18 protein-coding genes are annotated in these 18,991 nt (G+C 72.2%); 16 read left to right on the forward strand and 2 right to left on the reverse strand.

The features are described 5' to 3' along the window. Positions 1 to 57: 57 nt before the first annotated feature. The 5 genes from D9V37_RS03170 to katG all read left to right on the forward strand — a co-directional run bounded on the left by D9V37_RS03170 (position 58) and on the right by katG (position 5,524). Positions 58 to 927 carry an ABC transporter substrate-binding protein gene (locus D9V37_RS03170; RefSeq protein WP_198412334.1) on the forward strand — a complete coding sequence of 290 codons (870 nt, stop codon included), beginning with the start codon at positions 58 to 60 and terminating at the stop codon, positions 925 to 927. A gap of 13 nt (positions 928 to 940) precedes the next feature. After that, on the forward strand, positions 941 to 2,035 hold the full coding sequence (locus D9V37_RS03175) for an amino acid ABC transporter permease (protein ID WP_121804630.1): 1,095 nt from the start codon (positions 941 to 943) through the stop codon (positions 2,033 to 2,035). Positions 2,036 to 2,039: 4 nt separating this feature from the next. Continuing rightward, positions 2,040 to 2,783 (forward strand): amino acid ABC transporter ATP-binding protein, encoded by a 744-nt coding sequence (locus D9V37_RS03180; RefSeq protein WP_121804631.1) that lies wholly within the window; start codon positions 2,040 to 2,042, stop codon positions 2,781 to 2,783. Positions 2,784 to 2,831: 48 nt separating this feature from the next. Next, on the forward strand, positions 2,832 to 3,248 hold the full coding sequence (locus tag D9V37_RS03185) for a Fur family transcriptional regulator (RefSeq protein ID WP_121804632.1): 417 nt from the start codon (positions 2,832 to 2,834) through the stop codon (positions 3,246 to 3,248). Positions 3,249 to 3,337: 89 nt separating this feature from the next. Further along, on the forward strand, positions 3,338 to 5,524 hold the full coding sequence (katG, locus tag D9V37_RS03190; protein ID WP_121804954.1) for a catalase/peroxidase HPI: 2,187 nt from the start codon (positions 3,338 to 3,340) through the stop codon (positions 5,522 to 5,524). Between the two features lie 54 nt (positions 5,525 to 5,578). On the opposite strand, the gene D9V37_RS03195 is transcribed toward katG, so the two are convergent. Then, complete coding sequence (locus D9V37_RS03195) at positions 5,579 to 6,577, reverse strand: LLM class flavin-dependent oxidoreductase (RefSeq protein WP_121804633.1); 999 nt, start codon at positions 6,575 to 6,577, stop codon at positions 5,579 to 5,581. Between the two features lie 146 nt (positions 6,578 to 6,723). Here D9V37_RS03195 and D9V37_RS03200 point away from each other — a divergent pair, with 146 nt between their 5' ends. Genes D9V37_RS03200 through D9V37_RS03240 form a run of 9 tightly spaced genes read left to right on the forward strand, consistent with a single transcriptional unit; the run spans position 6,724 to position 15,951 of the window. Further along, a complete protein-coding gene (locus D9V37_RS03200) occupies positions 6,724 to 7,749 on the forward strand; it encodes a maleylacetate reductase (protein ID WP_121804634.1) in 1,026 nt (341 codons plus the stop codon). Beyond that, a complete protein-coding gene (locus tag D9V37_RS03205) occupies positions 7,746 to 8,606 on the forward strand; it encodes a dioxygenase family protein (protein WP_121804635.1) in 861 nt (286 codons plus the stop codon). The genes D9V37_RS03200 and D9V37_RS03205 overlap by 4 nt, the downstream gene beginning before the upstream one ends. Then, complete coding sequence (locus D9V37_RS03210; RefSeq protein WP_121804636.1) at positions 8,603 to 10,360, forward strand: FAD-dependent oxidoreductase; 1,758 nt, start codon at positions 8,603 to 8,605, stop codon at positions 10,358 to 10,360. Before D9V37_RS03205 ends, D9V37_RS03210 begins: the two co-directional genes overlap by 4 nt. Before the next feature lie 33 nt (positions 10,361 to 10,393). After that, positions 10,394 to 11,704 carry an ABC transporter substrate-binding protein gene (locus D9V37_RS03215; protein ID WP_121804637.1) on the forward strand — a complete coding sequence of 437 codons (1,311 nt, stop codon included), beginning with the start codon at positions 10,394 to 10,396 and terminating at the stop codon, positions 11,702 to 11,704. Then, positions 11,701 to 12,441 carry an ABC transporter ATP-binding protein gene (locus tag D9V37_RS03220; protein ID WP_121804638.1) on the forward strand — a complete coding sequence of 247 codons (741 nt, stop codon included), beginning with the start codon at positions 11,701 to 11,703 and terminating at the stop codon, positions 12,439 to 12,441. Before D9V37_RS03215 ends, D9V37_RS03220 begins: the two co-directional genes overlap by 4 nt. Then, complete coding sequence (locus tag D9V37_RS03225) at positions 12,438 to 13,139, forward strand: ABC transporter ATP-binding protein (RefSeq protein WP_232524706.1); 702 nt, start codon at positions 12,438 to 12,440, stop codon at positions 13,137 to 13,139. The genes D9V37_RS03220 and D9V37_RS03225 overlap by 4 nt, the downstream gene beginning before the upstream one ends. Positions 13,140 to 13,151: 12 nt before the next feature. Continuing rightward, positions 13,152 to 14,018 (forward strand): branched-chain amino acid ABC transporter permease, encoded by an 867-nt coding sequence (locus D9V37_RS03230; RefSeq protein ID WP_121804639.1) that lies wholly within the window; start codon positions 13,152 to 13,154, stop codon positions 14,016 to 14,018. Continuing rightward, the gene (locus D9V37_RS03235; RefSeq protein ID WP_198412335.1) at positions 14,015 to 15,028 is read left to right on the forward strand and encodes a branched-chain amino acid ABC transporter permease; all 1,014 of its coding nucleotides are present in this window, start codon (positions 14,015 to 14,017) and stop codon (positions 15,026 to 15,028) included. Before D9V37_RS03230 ends, D9V37_RS03235 begins: the two co-directional genes overlap by 4 nt. A gap of 41 nt (positions 15,029 to 15,069) precedes the next feature. Further along, positions 15,070 to 15,951, forward strand: coding sequence for a helix-turn-helix domain-containing protein (locus D9V37_RS03240; RefSeq protein ID WP_121804640.1), 882 nt, complete (start codon positions 15,070 to 15,072; stop codon positions 15,949 to 15,951). A 158-nt stretch (positions 15,952 to 16,109) separates the two neighbouring features. Here D9V37_RS03240 and D9V37_RS03245 read toward each other — a convergent pair whose 3' ends face one another. Then, entirely contained in the window at positions 16,110 to 17,732 is a 1,623-nt protein-coding gene (locus tag D9V37_RS03245) for a metallophosphoesterase family protein (protein ID WP_121804641.1), read from the reverse strand. Between the two features lie 57 nt (positions 17,733 to 17,789). On the opposite strand from D9V37_RS03245, the gene D9V37_RS03250 reads away from it, so the two are divergent. Next, on the forward strand, positions 17,790 to 18,086 hold the full coding sequence (locus tag D9V37_RS03250) for a hypothetical protein (protein WP_121804642.1): 297 nt from the start codon (positions 17,790 to 17,792) through the stop codon (positions 18,084 to 18,086). Further along, positions 18,083 to 18,985 carry an ADP-ribosylglycohydrolase family protein gene (locus D9V37_RS03255; protein ID WP_198412336.1) on the forward strand — a complete coding sequence of 301 codons (903 nt, stop codon included), beginning with the start codon at positions 18,083 to 18,085 and terminating at the stop codon, positions 18,983 to 18,985. Before D9V37_RS03250 ends, D9V37_RS03255 begins: the two co-directional genes overlap by 4 nt. The last annotated feature ends 6 nt before the right edge of the window (positions 18,986 to 18,991 follow it).

An 18,991-nucleotide genomic window follows, 5' to 3' on the forward strand; every position in this document is an offset into this window, starting at 1 on the left:
CCCGACCTACTTCGATGCCCCGCTGATGCTCCAGCCGACCGTGGAGGGAACCCTCACATGCCGCTGCACCGTCTGACCGCCGCCGTCGGCGCCGCCGTCCTGATCGCGACCATGGCCGGCTGCGGGTCGTCGGGAGGCTCGTCGGGCTCGTCCTCGGGCGGGTTCGGCGACTGCAAGGTCACCAGCAAGAAGAACTCGATCAAGATCAAGCCGGTGAAGTCCGGCACCCTCACGGTGGAGACCACGCTGCCGGCCCAGGGCTGGTGGAACGGCACCACGCCGAAGTCGATCAAGTCCGGCTACGAGTACTGCATGGGTGCCGAGCTGGCCAACATGGCCGGGCTCTCCTCGGTGACGGTCAAGAACGTCTCCTTCGACCAGCTCGTCGCCGGTCGCACCAACACCTTCGACATCGCGCTGGCGGAGATCTCGATCACCCCCGAGCGGCAGAAGGTCGTCGACTTCTCCAAGGCCTACTTCGACTCCAACGTCGGCGTGCTGGCCAAGAAGGACGCCGGCGTCACCAACGACAACGTGCAGGACAAGACCTGCGGCGCGTACTCGGGCACCACCTCGGTGGACTTCATCAAGGACAAGCTCAAGTGCAAGAACGAGAAGATCTTCCCCAACTCCCAGGCGCTCTACCAGGCCGTGCTCTCGGGCCAGATCGACGCTGCGTTCCTCGACACCGCGATCGTGCTGGCCGAGGCCAAGGCCACCAACGGCAAGCTGGCCGTCGTCGGCCAGTACAAGACCGGTGAGCAGTACGGCGCGATCTACCCCAAGAACTCGGCCAACGAGAGCGCCCTCGACAAGGGCATCTCGACGCTGATGAGCGACGGCACGCTGGACCAGCTCTCCAAGAGCTACCTGGGCCCGGCCTTCGGTGGCGACCCGTCGTCGGTGCCGATCTGGACCATCAAGTAGCACGGGGCTCGCGATGAGCGCCGTCGACCTGGTCAGCGACGAGGTCCAGCCCGGGCCGACACCGAGCCAGCCCCGCGGGGTCGCGGGGCTGGCCACGACCGGGCTGGTCGTGGCCCTGGCCGGTCTCGCGCTCGCCGTGGCCGCCGCGCTGCGGCTGCACTCCTACAGCAAGGGCGCGGCGGTGCCCACGGGCGTCGGCGTGCTCCTGGTGCTGGCCGCGCTGTACCCGCTGCTGCCCACCGCCCGGGCCTATGCCCGCTCGGGGCGGCGCTCGACGCTGCTGGGCGAGGGCCAGCTGGTCGCCTCCCGCCGTGCGGCCGCCGCCGGCCGCGACGAGGCCACCGTGGCGATGGGCTACGCCGTCGGCGCCGCGATCGTCTCGGTGCTGCTGCTGATCGCGCTGGCCCAGGACGGTGGCATCGCGCAGACGTTCTTCGCCGGGCACTCCTGGAAGCTCGCCTTCCCGGAGATGATCCAGGCCTTCTGGACCAACATCTGGGTGGCCTGTGTGGCCCAGGTGCTGGTCCTCGTCTTCGGGCTGCTGCTCGCGGTGATGCGGATGCTGCCGGGGCGCGCCGGCCGGCCGCTGCGGTTGATCGCACTGATCTACTGCGACGTCTTCCGCGCCATCCCGGCGCTGGTGACGATCCTGCTCATCGTCTTCGGCCTGCCGCTGGCCTTCCCCGCGCTGGCGAACTGGCCCAGTGCCTGGCTCGGGGCGGTGGCGCTGACGATGACCTACTCGGCCTACGTCGCCGAGGTCTACCGTGCCGGGCTGTCCTCGATCCACCCCAGCCAGAGCGCGGCCGCCCGCTCGCTGGGCCTCAGCTACGCCCAGACGCTGCGCACGGTGCTGGTGCCACAGGCGGTGCGGCGCGTGATCCCGCCGCTGCTCAACGACTTCATCAGCCTGCAGAAGGACACAGCCCTGTTGACCATCGCCGGCATCGTCGAGGTGGTCAACGCCTCCACCCTGTGGCAGAGCAAGCTGTTCAACCTCTCGCCGGTGACGCTCGCGGCGCTGTTCTTCATCGTGGTCACGATCCCGCAGGCGCGGTTCGTCGACTTCCTCATCGACCGCGACGCCGCGCGTCGCAGCGGGCGGTAGCGCCATGTCCTTCCTGCAGATCGACGACGTCCACAAGGCCTACGGCCAGCACGAGGTGCTCAAGGGCGTCTCCCTGGACGTCGAGCGTCACGAGGTGGTCTGCCTGATCGGCGCCTCGGGCTCGGGCAAGTCCACGCTGCTGCGCTGCGTCAACGGCCTGGAGGAGATCAATGGCGGCGAGATCCGGATCGAGGGCGATACCGTCACCGGCGCCGGCGTCGACCTCAACGCGCTGCGGCGCGACGTCGGCATCGTCTTCCAGTCCTACAACCTGTTCCCGCACATGAGCGTGCTGGAGAACGTCACGCTCGCCCCGATCCGGGTCGGTGGCGTCTCCAAGGCCGAGGCCGAGGAGCGGGCGATGGGGCTGCTGGGCAGCGTCAACATGCAGGACAAGGCGCGGTCGTACCCCGACATGCTCTCCGGCGGCCAGCAGCAGCGCGTGGCCATCGTCCGCGCGCTGGCCACCCAGCCGCGGGTGCTGCTGCTCGACGAGATCACCGCCGCGCTCGACCCCGAGCTGGTCGGCGACGTGCTCGAGATCGTGCGCGAGCTGGCCCGCGGCGGCCTGACGATGCTGCTGGCCACGCACGAGATGGGGTTCGCCAAGGAGGTAGCCAGCCAGGTCTGCTTCCTCGACGCCGGCTCCATCCTCGAGCGCGGCCCCGCGCAGCAGATCTTCGAGGAGCCGCGCGAGGAGCGCACGCAGCAGTTCTTGAGCCGGGTGGTGAAGTCCGGGCGCCTCTGAGCCGTGCTCAGTCTTGATCCATTCAAGAAAACCGGGTAGGACTGGGGCATGGTCCGATCCAGCGACGAGGCACTGCGCGCGGCCGGGCTGCGGGTCACCCGACCGCGGGTCACGGTGCTCGACGCCGTGCATGCCCTCGACCACGCCGACACCGAGACGATCATCGGGGCGGTACGCGAGCAGCTGCCCGACGTCTCCCACCAGGCCGTCTACGACTGCCTGCGCGCGCTCAGCGGTGCCGGCCTGCTGCGGCGGATCCAGCCGCCGGGGTCCGTGGCCCGCTACGAGGCCCGGGTCGGCGACAACCACCACCACCTGGTCTGCCGCTCCTGCGGCGTGATCGTCGACGTCGACTGTGCCGTCGGGCAGGCCCCGTGCCTGGACCCCTCCGACGCCCGCGGCTTCGTCGTCGACGAGGCGGAGGTCGTGTTCCACGGCCTGTGCCCGAACTGCTCGACGTCCTGACACCCCACCTGAGAAAGGCAAGCGCTGTGACCGAGAAGCCCGCCACCGGCGAGGTCGAGACCGACAAGCCCGACGCCGTCGTCGGAGAGATGAACGAGCCCCAGCAGAACGACGCCCACGGGGCGGCCGGCTGCCCCGTCGTGCACGGCCAGCGACCCTACCCGGTCGAGGGCGGCAGCAACCGTGACTGGTGGCCCAACCAGCTCAACCTCGCGATCTTGCGCAAGCACCCCGCCGTGGCCAACCCCATGGACGCCGACTTCGACTACAAGAGCGCCTTCGAGAGCCTCGACCTGGCCGAGGTCAAGTCCGACCTGGAGCAGGTGCTCACCACCTCCCAGCCCTGGTGGCCCGCCGACTTCGGCCACTACGGCGGCCTGTTCATCCGCATGGCCTGGCACAGTGCCGGCACCTACCGCGTCGAGGACGGTCGCGGTGGCGCTGGCGCGGGCATGCAGCGGTTCGCGCCGCTGAACTCCTGGCCCGACAACGCCAGCCTCGACAAGGCCCGCCGGCTGCTGTGGCCGGTGAAGAAGAAGTACGGCAACAAGATCTCCTGGGCCGACCTGATCGTGCTGGCCGGCAACGTGGCGCTGGAGTCGATGGGCTTTGCCACGTTCGGCTACGCCGGCGGCCGCGAGGACGTCTACGAGCCCGACCAGGACGTCTACTGGGGTCCGGAGGAGACCTGGCTCGGCGACGACCGCTACACCGGCGACCGGCAGCTGGAGAGCCCCTTGGCCGCAGTGCAGATGGGTCTGATCTACGTCAACCCCGAGGGCCCCAACGGAAACCCCGACCCTGTCGCCGCCGCTCGCGACATCCGCGAGACCTTCGGGCGGATGGCGATGAACGACGAGGAGACCGTGGCGCTCATCGCCGGCGGCCACACCTTCGGCAAGACCCACGGTGCCGGCGACGCCGAGGAGCACGTCGGCCCCGAGCCCGAGGCCGCGCCCCTGGAGCAGATGGGCTTCGGCTGGAAGAGCAGCTACGGCTCGGGCGTGGGCAAGGACGCGATCACCAGCGGCCTGGAGGTCACCTGGACCTCCACCCCGGTGCAGTGGAGCAACGGCTTCTTCGACAACCTCTTCGGTCACGAGTGGGAGCTGGAGAAGTCGCCTGCGGGCGCGAGCCAGTGGGTGGCCAAGGACGCCGAGGCGACCATCCCCGACCCCGACGGCACGCCCAACAAGCGCAAGCCGACGATGCTCACCACCGACCTCTCGCTGCGCTTCGACCCGATCTACGAGCCGATCTCGCGCCGCTTCCACGAGGACCCCGCCGCGTTCGCCGACGCGTTCGCCCGGGCCTGGTACAAGCTCACCCACCGCGACATGGGCCCGATCCAGCGCTACCTCGGCCCGGAGGTGCCCAGCGAGCGGCTGCTGTGGCAGGACCCGGTGCCGGCGCCGACCGGTGCGCCCTCGGCCGAGGACGTCGCGGGTCTCAAGCAGGCCATCGCCGACTCCGGCCTCTCGGTGGCCCAGCTGGTCTCCACCGCGTGGGCGGCGGCCTCGTCGTTCCGCTCCAGTGACAAGCGCGGCGGTGCCAACGGCGGCCGGATCCGGCTCCAGCCGCAGGCCTCGTGGCAGGTCAACGACCCCGAGCAGCTCTCCGGTGTGCTGGGCACGCTGGAGGAGATCGCCGGGCGCTTCGAGGGCGTCTCCTTCGCCGACGTGGTCGTGCTGGCCGGCGGCGTGGGCATCGAGCAGGCCGCCCAGGCGGCCGGCCACGACGTCGAGGTGCCCTTCCACGGCGGCCGCACCGACGCCACCCAGGAGGAGACGGACGTCGAGTCGTTCGCCTACCTGGAGCCCACCGCCGACGGGTTCCGCAACTTCTACGGCAAGGGCCACCGGCTGCCGGCGGAGTACCTGCTGGTCGACCGGGCGAACCTGCTCGGCCTCTCCGCGCCGGAGCTGACCGTGCTCGTCGGCGGGCTGCGGGTGATCGGCGCCAACGCGGGCGGCTCCACCGAGGGCGTCCTCACCGACGCCCCGGGCACGTTGACGAACGACTTCTTCGTCAACCTGCTCGACATGGAGACCACCTGGTCGGCCACCGACGACACCTCGACGCGCTACGAGGCCCGCACGGCCGACGGCTCGGTCCGCTGGACCGGCACCCGCGCCGACCTGGTCTTCGGCTCCAACGCCGAGCTGCGCGCCGTCGCCGAGGTGTACGCCCAGGACGACGCCGCTCAGAAGTTCGTGACGGACTTCGTCGCCGCCTGGGTGAAGGTCATGGACGCCGACCGGTACGACCTGGTCTGAGGCTGCCGCAACGTCATCCGCCCCGGTCGCGCGAGCGACCGGGGCGTATGACGTCTACGCCGCCGCGCTCCACCCCAGCGCCGGACCCAGCCGGGTGGCGATGTCGGTGAGGATCTGCACGTAGTCGTCGTGCTCGAGGGTGAACGGCAGCGCGAAGGCCACCTCGCTGACCTCGCGGTAGCCGGCGTGGGCCTGCAGCATCTCGGCGATCTGCTCGCTGCTGCCCAGCAGGTCGCGGGCGACCAGGATCCGACGGGGACCCTGCGGTGCGAGGGTGCGTGGCGTCCTCGACTCCACGTACGCGGTGTAGCGGGCGACCTGCTCGGGCGTGGCGGAGTCGGTGGGGATGACGACCAGGCCCTGGGAGACGCGGCCGGTGGGGTGCGCGTCGCGGAAGGCGTGGATCTGCTCGGCCTGGATGTCGGCGAAGTCGGTGGGGCCGTCCTCGGTGGCGAAGACCACCGAGCTGGTGAGCAGGTTCATGGCGTGCTCCCCGGCCCGCCGCGCGGAGGAGAGGCTGGCCGCGCCGTACCACAGGCGAGAGCGCAGCCCGGGCGAGTGCGGCTCGACGCGCTCGGAGAAGTCCTCGATGCCCTCGTGGCCGGCGAACGTGCTGGCCGGCACGCCCTCGACGAAGCGCATGAACCGCTCGACGCGCTCGAAGCCGAAGTCCTCGGCCCCGGCGGTGTCGGGGTAGAGGGAGGCCTTGACCTCCTCGTAGTGCATCGGCGGGCCGACGCTGATGCCCGGGTTGACGCGGCCGCCGGAGAGGACGTCGACGGTGGCCAGGTCCTCGGCCAGCCGCAGCGGGTTCTCCCAGCCCAGCGGCGTCACCGCGGTGCCGAGCTGGATCCGGCTGGTGCGCTGGCTGGCGGCGGCCATCACGGCCACGGGCGAGGAGATGCCGTACTGCAGGTGCCGGTGGCGCAGCCAGGCGCTGTCGAAGCCGAGCCGCTCGGCGAGCTCGATGATCTCCAGGGTCGAGCGGTGCCCGGCACCGGGGTCGTCGCGGTCGAAGAGGCCGATGGTGAGGAAGCCCAGGCTGCGCAGCATGGTCAGAGTCTGCCCGGCGCCCGCGCGGTGCGGGTTTCGGTCAACCAGGTGGCCGGTTTCGGGCAGGACACGCACCGACGCCGCTGCCTAGGCTCGGCCGGCAGGTGAGCGCGGTCACACCCGACCGTGCGAGAGCAGGAGGTGGCGTGCGTTCCTTCACCGACGAGGTGGGCGGCCAGCGGGTCGTCTTCGGCGCCGGCACGCTCGGGCAGGTCGGCGAGGAGCTCGCTCGGCTCGGCGGCGGCCGGCCGTTGGTGCTCGCCACCCCGGAGCAGCGCGAGCTCGCCGAGCGCGTCGCGGCGATGCTGGGTGGGGCCGCGACCTTCACCGGCGCTGCGATGCACACCCCCGTGGCGGTCACCGAGGAGGCGCTGGCGGCCGCGGGCGACGCCGACTCGCTGGTCTCGGTGGGCGGTGGCTCCACCACCGGCCTGGGCAAGGCGGTCTCGGTGCGCACCGGGCTGCCGCACCTGGTCGTGCCCACCACCTATGCCGGCTCGGAGAGCACCCCGGTGCTCGGCGAGACCGCCTCGGGGGAGAAGACCACCCGCTCGGCGCCGGAGATCCTGCCCGACGCCGTGCTCTACGACGTCGAGCTCACCACGACGCTGCCGTGGCCGATGACGCTGACCAGCGGCGTCAACGCGATGGCCCACGCCGTCGAGGCCCTCTACTCGCCCGACCGCACCGAGGACACCGACGCGATGGCCGAGGACTGCCTGCGCGCCATCGCCGGCGGGCTGCGCGCCCGAGCCGCGGACCTGGACGCCCGCGCGGAGCTGCTCTACGGCGCCTGGCTGGGCGGCCGGTGCCTGGCCGCGGTCGGCATGGGGCTGCACCACAAGCTCTGCCATACCCTCGGCGGCAGCTTCGGGCTGCCGCACGCCCCCACGCACACCGTCGTGCTGCCGTACGCGATGGAGTACAACGCCGGCCCCGGCGTGCGGCGCGCCTCAGCCGCGATCGGCACCGACGACCTGCAGTCCCTGGTGGCCGAGCTGGGTGGTCCGACCGACCTGGGCGGCCTCGGGTTCGACGCCGCCGACGTCGACCGGGCCGCCGAGCTGGCCACCGCCCGTCCCTACCCCAACCCCCGCGAGGTCACGCGCGACGGCATCGCCGACCTCCTCGGCCGCGCGACGGCCGGTACCCCGATCGGAGCGCTCACGTGACCGACCTGCCCGAGGAGACCCGCGAGGCGGTGGACGTCCTGACCGCCGAGGTGGTCGCCAGCTTCGACGACGCCCCGGACCGGCTGCGGCAGCTCACCCAGGACCTCGTGCGTCACCTGCACGCCTTCGTGCTGGACAACGACGTGACCCAGGAGGAGTGGCGCTTCGCCATCGACTTCCTCACCCGTGCCGGCCACATCACCACCGACGTCCGCCAGGAGTTCATCCTGCTCTCCGACACCCTCGGCGTCTCCAGCCTGGTCGACATCCTCAGCAACTCCCGCACGCCGGAGTCGACGCCCTCGGCGGTACTCGGGCCGTTCTACGTCGAGGGTCCGCCCGAGCTGCCCGACGGCGCCGACATCTCCGGCGGCCTCGAGGGCGAGCCGGTGCAGGCCCGGATCGCGGTCACCGACACCGCCGGCCGGCCGGTGGCGGACGCGGTGGTCGACGTGTGGCAGTCCAACCAGGACGGCTTCTACGACGTGCAGCTGCCCGACCTCGACGGCCCGGTGCTGCGCGGCCGGCTCCGCACCGACGACGCCGGCCGCATCACCTTCACCACGATCCTGCCCTCGCCCTACCCGATCCCCGACGACGGGCCGGTGGGCCAGATGCTCGCCGCCACCGGGCGGCACCCGATGCGGGCGCCGCACGTGCACTTCATGATCGCCGCCGAGGGCAAGCACACCTTGATCACCCAGCTCTTCGTCGAGGGCGGCGAGTACCTCGACTCCGACACGGTCTTCGGCGTCAAGGAGCCGATCATCGTCCCCTTCCCCGCCGACGGGTCCGGCACCTACCGCACCCTCGACTTCACCTTCGTGCTCGCCGACGCCGACAGGAGCAGCAGATGAGCGACCAGGACTTCGACACCGACGTGCTCGTCGTGGGGTCCGGCCCGGCCGGCGGCGCGATGGCGGCGCTGCTGGCGACGTACGGCGTGCGCACCCGGATGGTGACCAAGTACGGCTGGGTCGCCAACTCCCCGCGCGCCCACATCACCAACCAGCGGGCGATGGAGGTCTTCCGCGACCTGGGCGTGGAGGACCTCGCGCTGCGCGACGGCACGCCGAGCGCGCTCATGGGCGACACCGTCTTCGCGACCTCGCTCACCGGCACCGAGATCGGCCGCATCCGCACCTGGGGCACAGGCGACGAGTCGCTCACCGAGTACGTCGCACAGAGTCCGTGCCAGATGGTCGACCTGCCGCAGACCTACCTCGAGCCGATCCTGCTGCAGACCGCGGCCGAGCGCGGCGCGAAGGTCTCCTTCGACACCGAGCTGATCGGCCTCACGCAGGACGAGGAGTCGGTGACGGCGCGGCTGCGCGACCGGGCCACCGGACGCGAGTACGACTGCCGCGCGCGCTACCTGGTCGGGGCCGACGGCGGTCGCAGCCTGGTCGCCGAGGCGATCGGCCTGCCGATGGAGGGCCAGATGGGTAAGGCCGGCTCGATGAACATCGTGTTCCGCGCCGACCTGTCCGAGCTGGTGGCCCACCGGCCCAGCGTCCTGTACTGGATCATGCGGCCCGGCGCCGACGTCGGCGGCATCGGCATGGGCCTGCTGCGGATGGTGCGGCCCTGGAACGAGTGGCTCATCGTGTGGGGCTACGACATCGACGGCGAGCCACCGGAGGTCACCGACGCCTCCGCGACGGCCATCGTGCGCGACCTGGTGGGCGACCCCGAGCTCGAGGTGAGCATCGACTCCGCCGCGCTGTGGACCGTCAACCACGCCTACGCCACCGAGTACTCCCGCGGCCGCGTGTTCTGCGGCGGCGACGCCGTGCACCGGCACCCGCCGTCCAACGGGCTGGGCTCGAACACCTCCGTGCAGGACTCCTACAACTTGGCCTGGAAGCTCGCCGCGGTGCTGCGCGGCGAGGCCGGGCCGCAGCTGCTGGAGACCTACAGCGAGGAGCGCGCCCCGATCGGCCGTCAGATCGTCGAGCGGGCCAATCTCTCGCGCGACCAGTTCGGCCCGCTGTTCGAGGCGCTGGGCGTGGTCGGCGGCGACGAGGAGGGCATCACCAAGGCGCTGGCCTCCGCCGCCGAGCCGAGCCCCGACGGCAAGAAGAAGCGCGACGCCATCCACGAGGCCATCGAGCTCAAGCACTACGAGTTCAACGCCCACGGCGTGGAGCACAACCAGCGCTACACCTCCTCGGCCGTCGTGCCCGACGGCACGCAGGAGGAGGTCGTGCGCGACGACGAGCTCTACGGCCGGCCGTCCTCGCGGCCGGGGGCCAAGCTCCCGCACGCCTGGCTGGTCGAGCCCGACGGACGCCGCGTCTCCACCCTGGACCTGGTCGGGCACGGCTCCTTCACCGTGCTGACCGGTCTCTCCGGCACGGCGTGGGCCGAGGCGGCCGAGGCCGTCGCCCGCGAGCTCGGGGTGCCGCTGCGCACCGTCGTGGTCGACCGCGACGCCCGTGACGCCTACGGCGAGTGGCACCGCCGCAGCGAGATCGAGGAGGACGGCGTCCTCCTCGTCCGACCGGACTGCTACGTCGCCTGGCGGCGTACCTCGGGAGCAGTCGACGCGCACGAGGCGACGGGCCTGCTCCGCGAGGCGCTGTCCGCCGTCTTGTCCCGCACCGCCTGACCCCCCCACCCCAGCAGAACCCGGAGTACGACCATGACCGACCACCAGCCCCTGCTCGCCACCGACCGCCGCTCCCTGCTCAAGCTGGGGGGCCTGGGTGCCCTCGGCGTCGGCGCCGCCCCCCTGCTCTCGGCGTGCGGCATCAAGTCCAGCTCGGGCGCCTCGGGCAGCGACACCGTGCGGATCGGCTACGTGAGCCCGCAGACCGGCTCGCTGGCACCCTTCGGCGAGGCCGACGCCTTCGTCGTCTCGCAGGTCAAGAAGATCTTCGCCCAGAAGGGGCTGAAGATCGGGGGCAAGAAGGCCAAGGTCGAGATCCTGGTGCGCGACAGCCAGTCGGACTCCAAGCGCGCCGGCGACGTGGCCTCCGACCTGATCCTCAAGAGCAACGTCGACCTGATGCTGGTCTCCTCCACCCCCGACAACACCAACCCGGTCTCCGACCAGTGCGAGGCCAACGGCGTGCCGTGCATCTCGACGGTGGCGCCGTGGCAGCCGTGGTTCCTGGGCCGCGGCGGCACCACGTCGAAGAGCTTCGAGTGGACCTACCACTTCTTCTGGGGCCTGGAGGACGTCGAGTCGGTCTACATGGACATGTGGGGCCAGGTCGACTCCAACCAGAAGGTCGGCGCCATCTGGCCCAACGACTCCGACGGCAACGCCTGGGGCGACGCCAAGACCGGCTTCCCGCCGGTGGTGGCCAAGAAGGGGTTCAGCATCATCGACCCCGGCCACTACGCCGACGGCACCACCGACTTCACCGCGCAGATCAGCAGGTTCAAGTCGGGCAACGCCGAGCTGCTGGCCGGCGTGCCGATCCCGCCGGACTTCATCACCTTCTGGAAGCAGGCGGTGCAGCAGCAGTACCAGCCCAAGCTGGCCACCATCGGCAAGGCGCTGCTGTTCCCCTCCACCATCTCGGCGCTGGGCGACACGGGTAACAACCTGGGCACCGAGGTGTGGTGGTCGCCCAGCCACCCCTTCACCAGCTCGCTCTCGGGGCAGAGCGCCAAGCAGCTCGCCGACGCCTACACCGCCTCCACCAGCAAGCAGTGGACCCAGCCCATCGGCTTCGTGCACGCCCTGTTCGAGGTGGCCAGCGCCGCGCTGGCCAAGGCCTCCTCGCCCTCGGACAAGAAGGGCATCGTCAAGGCGCTCTCCACGATGAGGCTCTCCACCGTCGTGGGCGACCTCGACTGGACCTCCGGCCCGGTGCCGAACGTCGCCAAGACCCCGCTGGTCGGCGGCCAGTGGCGCGGCGACAGCAAGGGCTACGACCTGGTCATCGTCTCCAACGCCGACCACCCGAACATCCCGGCCGGCGGCAAGGTCCAGCCTCTGTGACCGCACCGATCCTCGAGGTCGAGCACCTGGGCCGGTCCTTCGGCAAGGTCAGCGTGATCGAGGACCTCAGCTTCGACCTCGCGGCCGGCCAGACGCTCGGCATCGTCGGGCCCAACGGGGCGGGCAAGTCCACGCTGCTCAACCTCGTGGGCGGGGTGCTGGCCCCCTCCAGCGGGCGCATCCGGTTCGAGGGGCAGGACGTGACGCGGCTGCGCGCCGAGGTGCGAGCCCGGCGCGGGATCGGGCGCAGCTTCCAGGTGCCGCGTCCCTTCGGCGGTCTCACGGTGCTGGAGAACCTGCTCGTCGCCGCCCGCTTCGCCGGCGGCCGGACCACCCCCGAGGCCGGCGAGCGCGCGCTGCAGGTGCTGGAGACCACGGGGCTGCTCAGCCAGGCCAACGCGCCGGCCGGGTCACTGCGGCTGCTGGACCGCAAGCGGCTCGAGCTCGCCCGCGGCCTGGCCAGCGGCCCGCGGCTGCTGCTCCTCGACGAGATCGCCGGCGGCCTGACCGAGCACGAGGTCCCGGCCCTGGTCGAGACGGTGCGCGAGGTCAAGGAGTCCGGGGTGACCGTGGTCTGGATCGAGCACGTGGTGCACGCCGTGCTGGCCGTGGCCGACCAGATGATGTGCCTGACCTACGGCCGGATGCTCGCGCTGGGCGAGCCGCAGGCCGTGATGAACGACCCCGAGGTGCGCCGGGTGTACCTGGGCAGCACGCCCGAGGAGGCCCTCGGGTGACCGCGCTGCTGGAGGTGCGAGACGTCGAGGCCCGCTACGGCGACGCCCTGGCGCTGAGCCGGATCAGCCTCGAGGTGGCCGAGCAGCAGACGCTGGCGGTGATCGGGGCCAACGGCGCGGGGAAGTCGACGCTGCTGCGCTGCCTGGCCGGGCTGATGCCGGTCTCGGCCGGCCAGATCCGCTTCCGCGGTGAGTCGCTGGACCGGGTCCCGGCCCACCGCCGCGTGGCGGCCGGCATCAGCCTGGTCCCGGAGGGTCGCCGGCTCTTCGCGAGCCTGACCGTCACCGACAACCTGCTCGTCGGCGCCCACCAGCGCCGGCCCGGACCGTGGGACCTCGACGCCGTCTTCGAGGCGCTGCCCCTCGTCGCGCAGCGCCGCGACCGCTACGCCGGTGCGCTCTCGGGCGGTGAGCAGCAGGCGGTCGCGATCGGGCGTGCGCTGATGGCCAACCCCGAGCTGCTGCTGCTCGACGAGGTCAGCCTGGGCCTGGCTCCCGTGGTCATCAAGCAGGTCTACGAGGTGCTGCCGGCGATCAAGGCCGCCGGCACCACCGTGCTGGTCGTCGAGCAGGACGTCCGGCAGGCCCTCGCGGTGGCCGACGAGGTGCACTGCCTGCTCGAGGGCCGCACCACGCTCACCGGCCCCGCGGGGTCGGTCTCGCAGGAGGAGGTCGCCCGTGCGTACTTCGGAGTCTGAGGAGGCCCGGCCGTGGACCTGACCAACGCCGTGCTGCAGGGCGTCCTGCTCGGCGGCCTCTACGCCATCTTCGCCACCGGGCTCTCGCTCGTCTTCGGCGTCATGCGCATCGTCAACCTCGCCCACGGCGACTTCGCCACCCTGGCCGCGTTCGTCGCCCTGGTACTGGTCACCGGCGTGGGGCTGCCGGTCTGGGCGACGCTCCTGGTGGTGGTGCCGGTGCTCGCACTGCTGGGCTACGCGGTGCAGCGGCTGCTGCTGCAACGCGCGCTCTCGCCGAGCCCGCTGCCCGTGCTGCTGGTCACCTTCGCGCTCTCCATCGTGATCCAGAACGGGCTGCTGGAGGTCTTCTCCTCCGACCAGAACCGGCTGCGGCTGGGTCGCCTCGACACCGCCAGCCTGCACGTGGGCGCGTTCGCGCTGGGTGTCTACCCGCTGCTGGTGTTCGTGGTGGCGGTGCTGATCCTGGCGGGGCTGGCCCTGTTCTTGAGCCGGACGCGCACCGGCCGGGCCATGCGGGCGACCAGCGACGACCGCGAGGCGGCGCAGCTGGCCGGCGTCGACCACCGACACGTCTACGGCGTGGCCACCGCGCTGGCGTTCGCGACCGTGGCGGTGGCCGGCGTGCTGTCCGGGGCGCAGACCAGCTTCACCCCGAGCAGCGGGCCCTCGCTGCTGATCTTCGCCTTCGAGGTCGTCATCATCGGCGGGCTGGGCAACCTGTGGGGGTCGCTGGCCGGCGGCATCGTGCTCGGCGTCGCCCAGAACGTCGGCGCGTGGGTCGACCCGGCGCAGCAGGTGCTGGCCGGTCACCTGGTCTTCCTGCTCGTGCTCGCGCTGCGCCCGCAGGGCCTGTTCGGGCGGGCGGTGCCGGCGTGAGCGCCGACGTGGCCCACCCCGTCGGCGTCGTCCGCTGGACCGGCGCCTCGCGCGTGGGGCCGCCGCTGCTCCTCGTGGTGGTCGTGGCGCTGGCGGCCGGTCCGTTCGTCGTCGCGCCGCAGCAGCTGTTCGGGCTGGTGAACCTCTTCGCCTACGTGATGCTCGCCGTCACGTGGAACCTGCTGGCCGGCTACGGCGGCATGGTCTCGGTGGGGCAGCAGGCCTCCATCGGCCTGGGGGCGTACGCCGTCGCCTACCTGGCGCAGACCGTGGGCCTCAACGGCTTCCTCGCGCTGCCCGTGGCGGCCGTGATGGCCGGGGTGGTGGCCGTGCCGGTCTCGTTCCTGGCCTTCCGGCTGGTGGGCGGCTACTTCGCCATCGGCACCTGGGTGGTGGCCGAGGTGTTCCGGCTGCTGACCGTGCAGTGGGACGCGGTGGGCGCCGGCTCCGGTACGTCCATCACGTCGCTGTCGGGCTACGACCGCGACGTGCGGCTGGCCCTGACCTACTGGGTGGCGCTGGCCGCCGCCGCGGTGGTCGTCGTCGGCAGCGTGCTGCTGGTGCGCTCCCGGTTCGGGCTGGGGCTGGCCGCGGTCCGCGACGACCCGGTGGCCGCCGCCAGCACCGGGGTCGGGGTCACCACGGCCAAACGGGTCGTGTTCGTGCTGGCCGCGGCCGGTGCCGGGCTGGCCGGGGGCGTGCTGGCGCTGGGCTCGCTGCGGGTGCAGCCCGACAGCGTCTACAGCGTGCAGTGGACCGCGTTCATGGTCTTCATGGTGGTCATCGGCGGCGTCGGCACCATCGAGGGGCCGATCGTGGGGGCCGTGGTGTTCTTCGTGCTGCAGCAGACGCTGGCGCACTACGGTGCGACGTACCTGATCGTGCTCGGCGTCGTGGCCATCGCGATGGTGCTGCTCGCGCCGCGCGGGCTGTGGGGGCTGCTCGCGGGCTCGCGGGGCACCACCTTGTTCCCGGTGGGCTATCGCGCTGTGCTCGGCCGCCGCTCGTGAGACGATGTGACCGGGGTAACACGCCGAGGAGGTGACCCGGTATGAGCGTCGCGCAGGAGCTCTCGCCCGACGACACCCTCGGGATCCTCGACCTGCCCGGGGTGGCCACCGAGCGCACCAGTGCCGGCCTGGGGTGGGAGCGGATGCTGCTCTCGGTGCAGGCCGAGCAGCCCTACCACGCCGCGTTCGGCGGCGTGTCGAACCACCTGCTGATCTTGCACCTCGACGGGCCGGTGCAGGTCTCGCGCGGCACCGGCACCACCCGGCAGACCCGCACGATCGGCGCCGGCGGCATGTTCTTGCACCCCGCGGGGCGCGAGCTCGACGTCGAGCTGGGCGGTCGGCTGCGCACGCTGCACATGTACCTGGACGAGACGATGGTCGCCGACGCCGCCGGCCGTCCGGTCGACCTCGCCGAGGAGATCGGCACCAAGGACCCGCTGCTGGAGCAGCTGGTGCTCTCCTTGGACACCGTCTCGCGCTCCTACACCGACAGCGCCCGGCTCTACGTCGACAGCCTGGGCACCGCGGTGGCCGCCCAGCTGGCCGAGCGCCACGCGGCGGTGCCGCGGCAGCGCAGCGTGCCGGCCTCGCGCGGCCTGGGCGACCGCGAGCTCGACGTGGCCACCGAGCTGATGCGCGAGCACCTCGCCGACGGCATCAGCCTGGCCGCGCTGGCCGGAGCCGTGGGGCTCAGCGAGAGCCAGTTCGCGCGCGCGTTCAAGGCGCGCATGGGCGTGCCGCCGCACCGCTACCTGATCACGGTGCGGCTCGAGCACGCGCAGCGGCTGCTGCGCACCACCGAGCTGCCGATCGCCGACGTGGCCGCGGCCAGCGGGTTCGCCGGTCAGGAGCACCTGACCCGGGTGATGCGGGCGCGCTGGGACACCACCCCCGCCGTGCTCCGCACGTCGTTTCGTTGAGTGTCCCGAACTCGAATTCCGCCGCGTATCTCGCAGCCCGAGCACGCACCTCGCTGCGTTGACATCGCTGGAAAGACACCCGGTATGTCGGCGAGACGCCGCCTTGCGATGCACGCACTCAGACCGCGACCTACGCAACGTTCTTCTCGCCCGGGCCACTAGCTGGTCGGCCCGACGTCGACGCGAGGCTGCACGGTGACCGTGCCGTCGGTGGCGAAGGAGTAGAGCTGGTAGCCGGTCACCAGGCGCGTCTCGTCGTCGACGAAGACCACCGGGAACGACGCCTCCTGCGCGGGCGGGGTCCACGGCGTGGAGAAGTGGTTGAAGGTCGGGGTGGCGATGGCGCCGCCGCTGGTGTCGAGCTCCATCACCAGCGTCCAGGTGCCGTCGGAGTTCTGCACGACGCGCGGCGGCACGCTGCGGTGCCAGTGGCCGTAGAAGACCGCCGAGGCGGGCACGTCAAAGACGTCGGATCCGTCGAAGGTCCGCATGTTCTCCTCGGTGCCGAGGAACGCCTTGGCGGCGTACGCCTCGTGCACCAAGACGATGGTGGGCTTGTCGTCCTCGGCCCGCCGGCGCAGCGCCGTGCCCATCGACGTCTCGGTCGCCGTGCCACACAGGTGGCTGGCGCCGAACAGCTCGGTGCGCTCGGGGTCGGGGGCGCCGAGGAAGCTGAGCCCGCCGACTGTCCTCGTGGACCCGTCGAGCACGTCCATCCCGGCGCTCTTCATCTGCTGGACGCTCTGGTCGCTCTCGTGGTTGCCGGTCACGGCCACCACCGGTTTGGTACCGGCGACCGCCCGCTCGGCGCGCACGCAGTCGCGCTCCGCAGCAGTGCCGTTGGTGGTGAGGTCGCCGGCGATGGCCAGCACCGCGGGCACCTCGGAGCCGGCCTGCTTCTCCAGCATCCGGCGTACCTGGGTCTGCAGCGCGATCATCACCTCGTTGCAGTGCATGTCCGACTGCATCAGCACCGCCGTCTCGCCCTTCTCCGGCACGGCCATCGCCTCGGCCTGGGCGTCGAGCTGCGCGCTCGCCCGAGTGCGGTAGTCGTCGGAGGCGTCGGTCTGGCGCTGGGTGAGGACCCGGATCTTGGTGACCGCGTCGCCCAGCAGCAGCCGGAGCACGGGGCTGTCGGTGGTGGCGCCCGCTGCTGCGGTGTCGTCCAGCACCGGCAGCGGGTACGACGCGCCGGACGCCGGCGTCCGGTCGACCCGCCCCACCGCCACCGCGCTCGCGGTGGTCAGCACGAGCGCGAGCAGCACCACTCCGGCGGTCCGGCCGCGTCCCACCTCGCCGAGCGGCAGGACCCGCCGCAGCACCAGCACCGCGCCGCTGCCCACGACGGTCAGCAGCACCTCGGCCAGCAGCACGTCGTGCACCAGGCGGGCCCGCAGCAGGTCGACGTAGCCGTCGATCGCCCGGCCGGGGTGGTGGTAGAGCCCGGCGTAGACCTCCAGCATCTGGGGGGAGACCAGCGAGGCCAGGTCGCTGGTGCCGTCGGGCAGCGCGTCGGCGTCGGTGGGTGCGTCGACCCGCGCCACCAGGCCGAACGGACCCTTCGCGCGCGGCACGTAGACGGTCCCGGCCAGGCCCAGCTCCAACGCGCTGCGGCCGTCGGTGCTCAGGCTGAAGGTGGCCGGCGACACGCCGATGGTGTCGTGCACCCGCGTCGTCGTCACGCCCCAGGCCAGTGCCAGCGGCGCCACCACCACCGCGACGACGGCCACCAGCGCCGCCCCTCGGCCCGCCGTGCGTCCCCACCGCGCCAGCCGTCCCATCGGCTCCAGGCTAGGCGGTCGCTCGCGCCGCCCCGTGACCGCGCCTACGCTCGCGACGTGGCCGAGCCCGAGCGCACCGACGACGGCCGCTACGTGCTCATCGACGGTCGCCGTTGGCGAGCCACCGACCCGGCCATCCCCGAGGACCGCCGCGCCGAGCTCACTCGTGTGCTCATGGCCTGGCGCCGCGAGGTGCGCCGGACGAAGGACACCGACGCCGAGGCCGCCTCCCGGGCCGGCGTGCAGGCGGCCAAGGTCGCCCTCGGCGAACGCGGCACGCCGTGGTGGGAGCAGTCCGACGACGAGCGACGAGCGCGGTGGAGCGCGGACGTCGCCGCCCCGGACCCAGGGTGAGCGGCCCGGACGACGCGGGCCTGATCGACCGGGTTCGCGGCACGGTGCTCGGCGTCGCGGCCGGCGACGCGCTCGGCGCCGGCGGGGCGGGGGAGTGGACCGACGACACTGCTCAGACGGCGGCCCTCCTGCGCGTGGTGGTCACCGGAGCGGACCTGCGCACGCCGGCGGCTCTCGACGCCGTCGCGAGCGGCTTCGCCGAGTGGTACGCGGGCGACCCGTCCGACGCCGGCCGGCAGACGCACGCGATCCTCGGCGCCCTCAGCCCGCACCCCACCGCGGCCGAGATGACGGCGGCCGCCCGCGCGTACCTGGAGAGGACGGGCCGGGCCGGTGGCAACGGCTCCCTGATGCGCACCGCGCCCGTCGCGCTGGCCCATCGTGGCGACCCGACCGTCATCGTCGCAGCGGCCGTCGCCGTCAGCGAGCTGACGCACGCCGACCCCCGCGCCGGCGAGGCGTGCGCCCTGTGGTCGTTGGCGATCGACCACGCACTCACGCACGCGTCGATGCCCGACCTGCGTGACCTGCTGGTGCATCTTCCCGGCGCGGCCCGTGACTTCTGGCGCGAGCGGGTCGACGAGGCCGAGCGCTTCGACTCCTCGCGCCTGCGCCCGAACGGCTACGTCGTCACCGCGCTCCAGGCCGCGTGGTCGGCCGTCTGCCGCACTCCGGCCGACTCCTCCGACCCGCTGGCGCGTGGGATCGAGGCCGCCATCGCCATCGGCGACGACACCGACACGATCGCCGCCATCGCCGGTGCTCTCCTCGGCGCGCGGTGGGGTGCATCGGCGGTGCCGACCGCGTGGCGTCGGTCGCTGCACGGCTGGCCGGACCTGACCGGCGACGAGCTGGCCGACCTGGCCGAGCGCTCGCTACGAGCCGGGCGGCCGGCGTAGGCGTGC

The organism is Nocardioides mangrovicus, assembly GCF_003674065.1.
GTDB lineage: Bacteria > Actinomycetota > Actinomycetes > Propionibacteriales > Nocardioidaceae > Marmoricola > Marmoricola mangrovicus.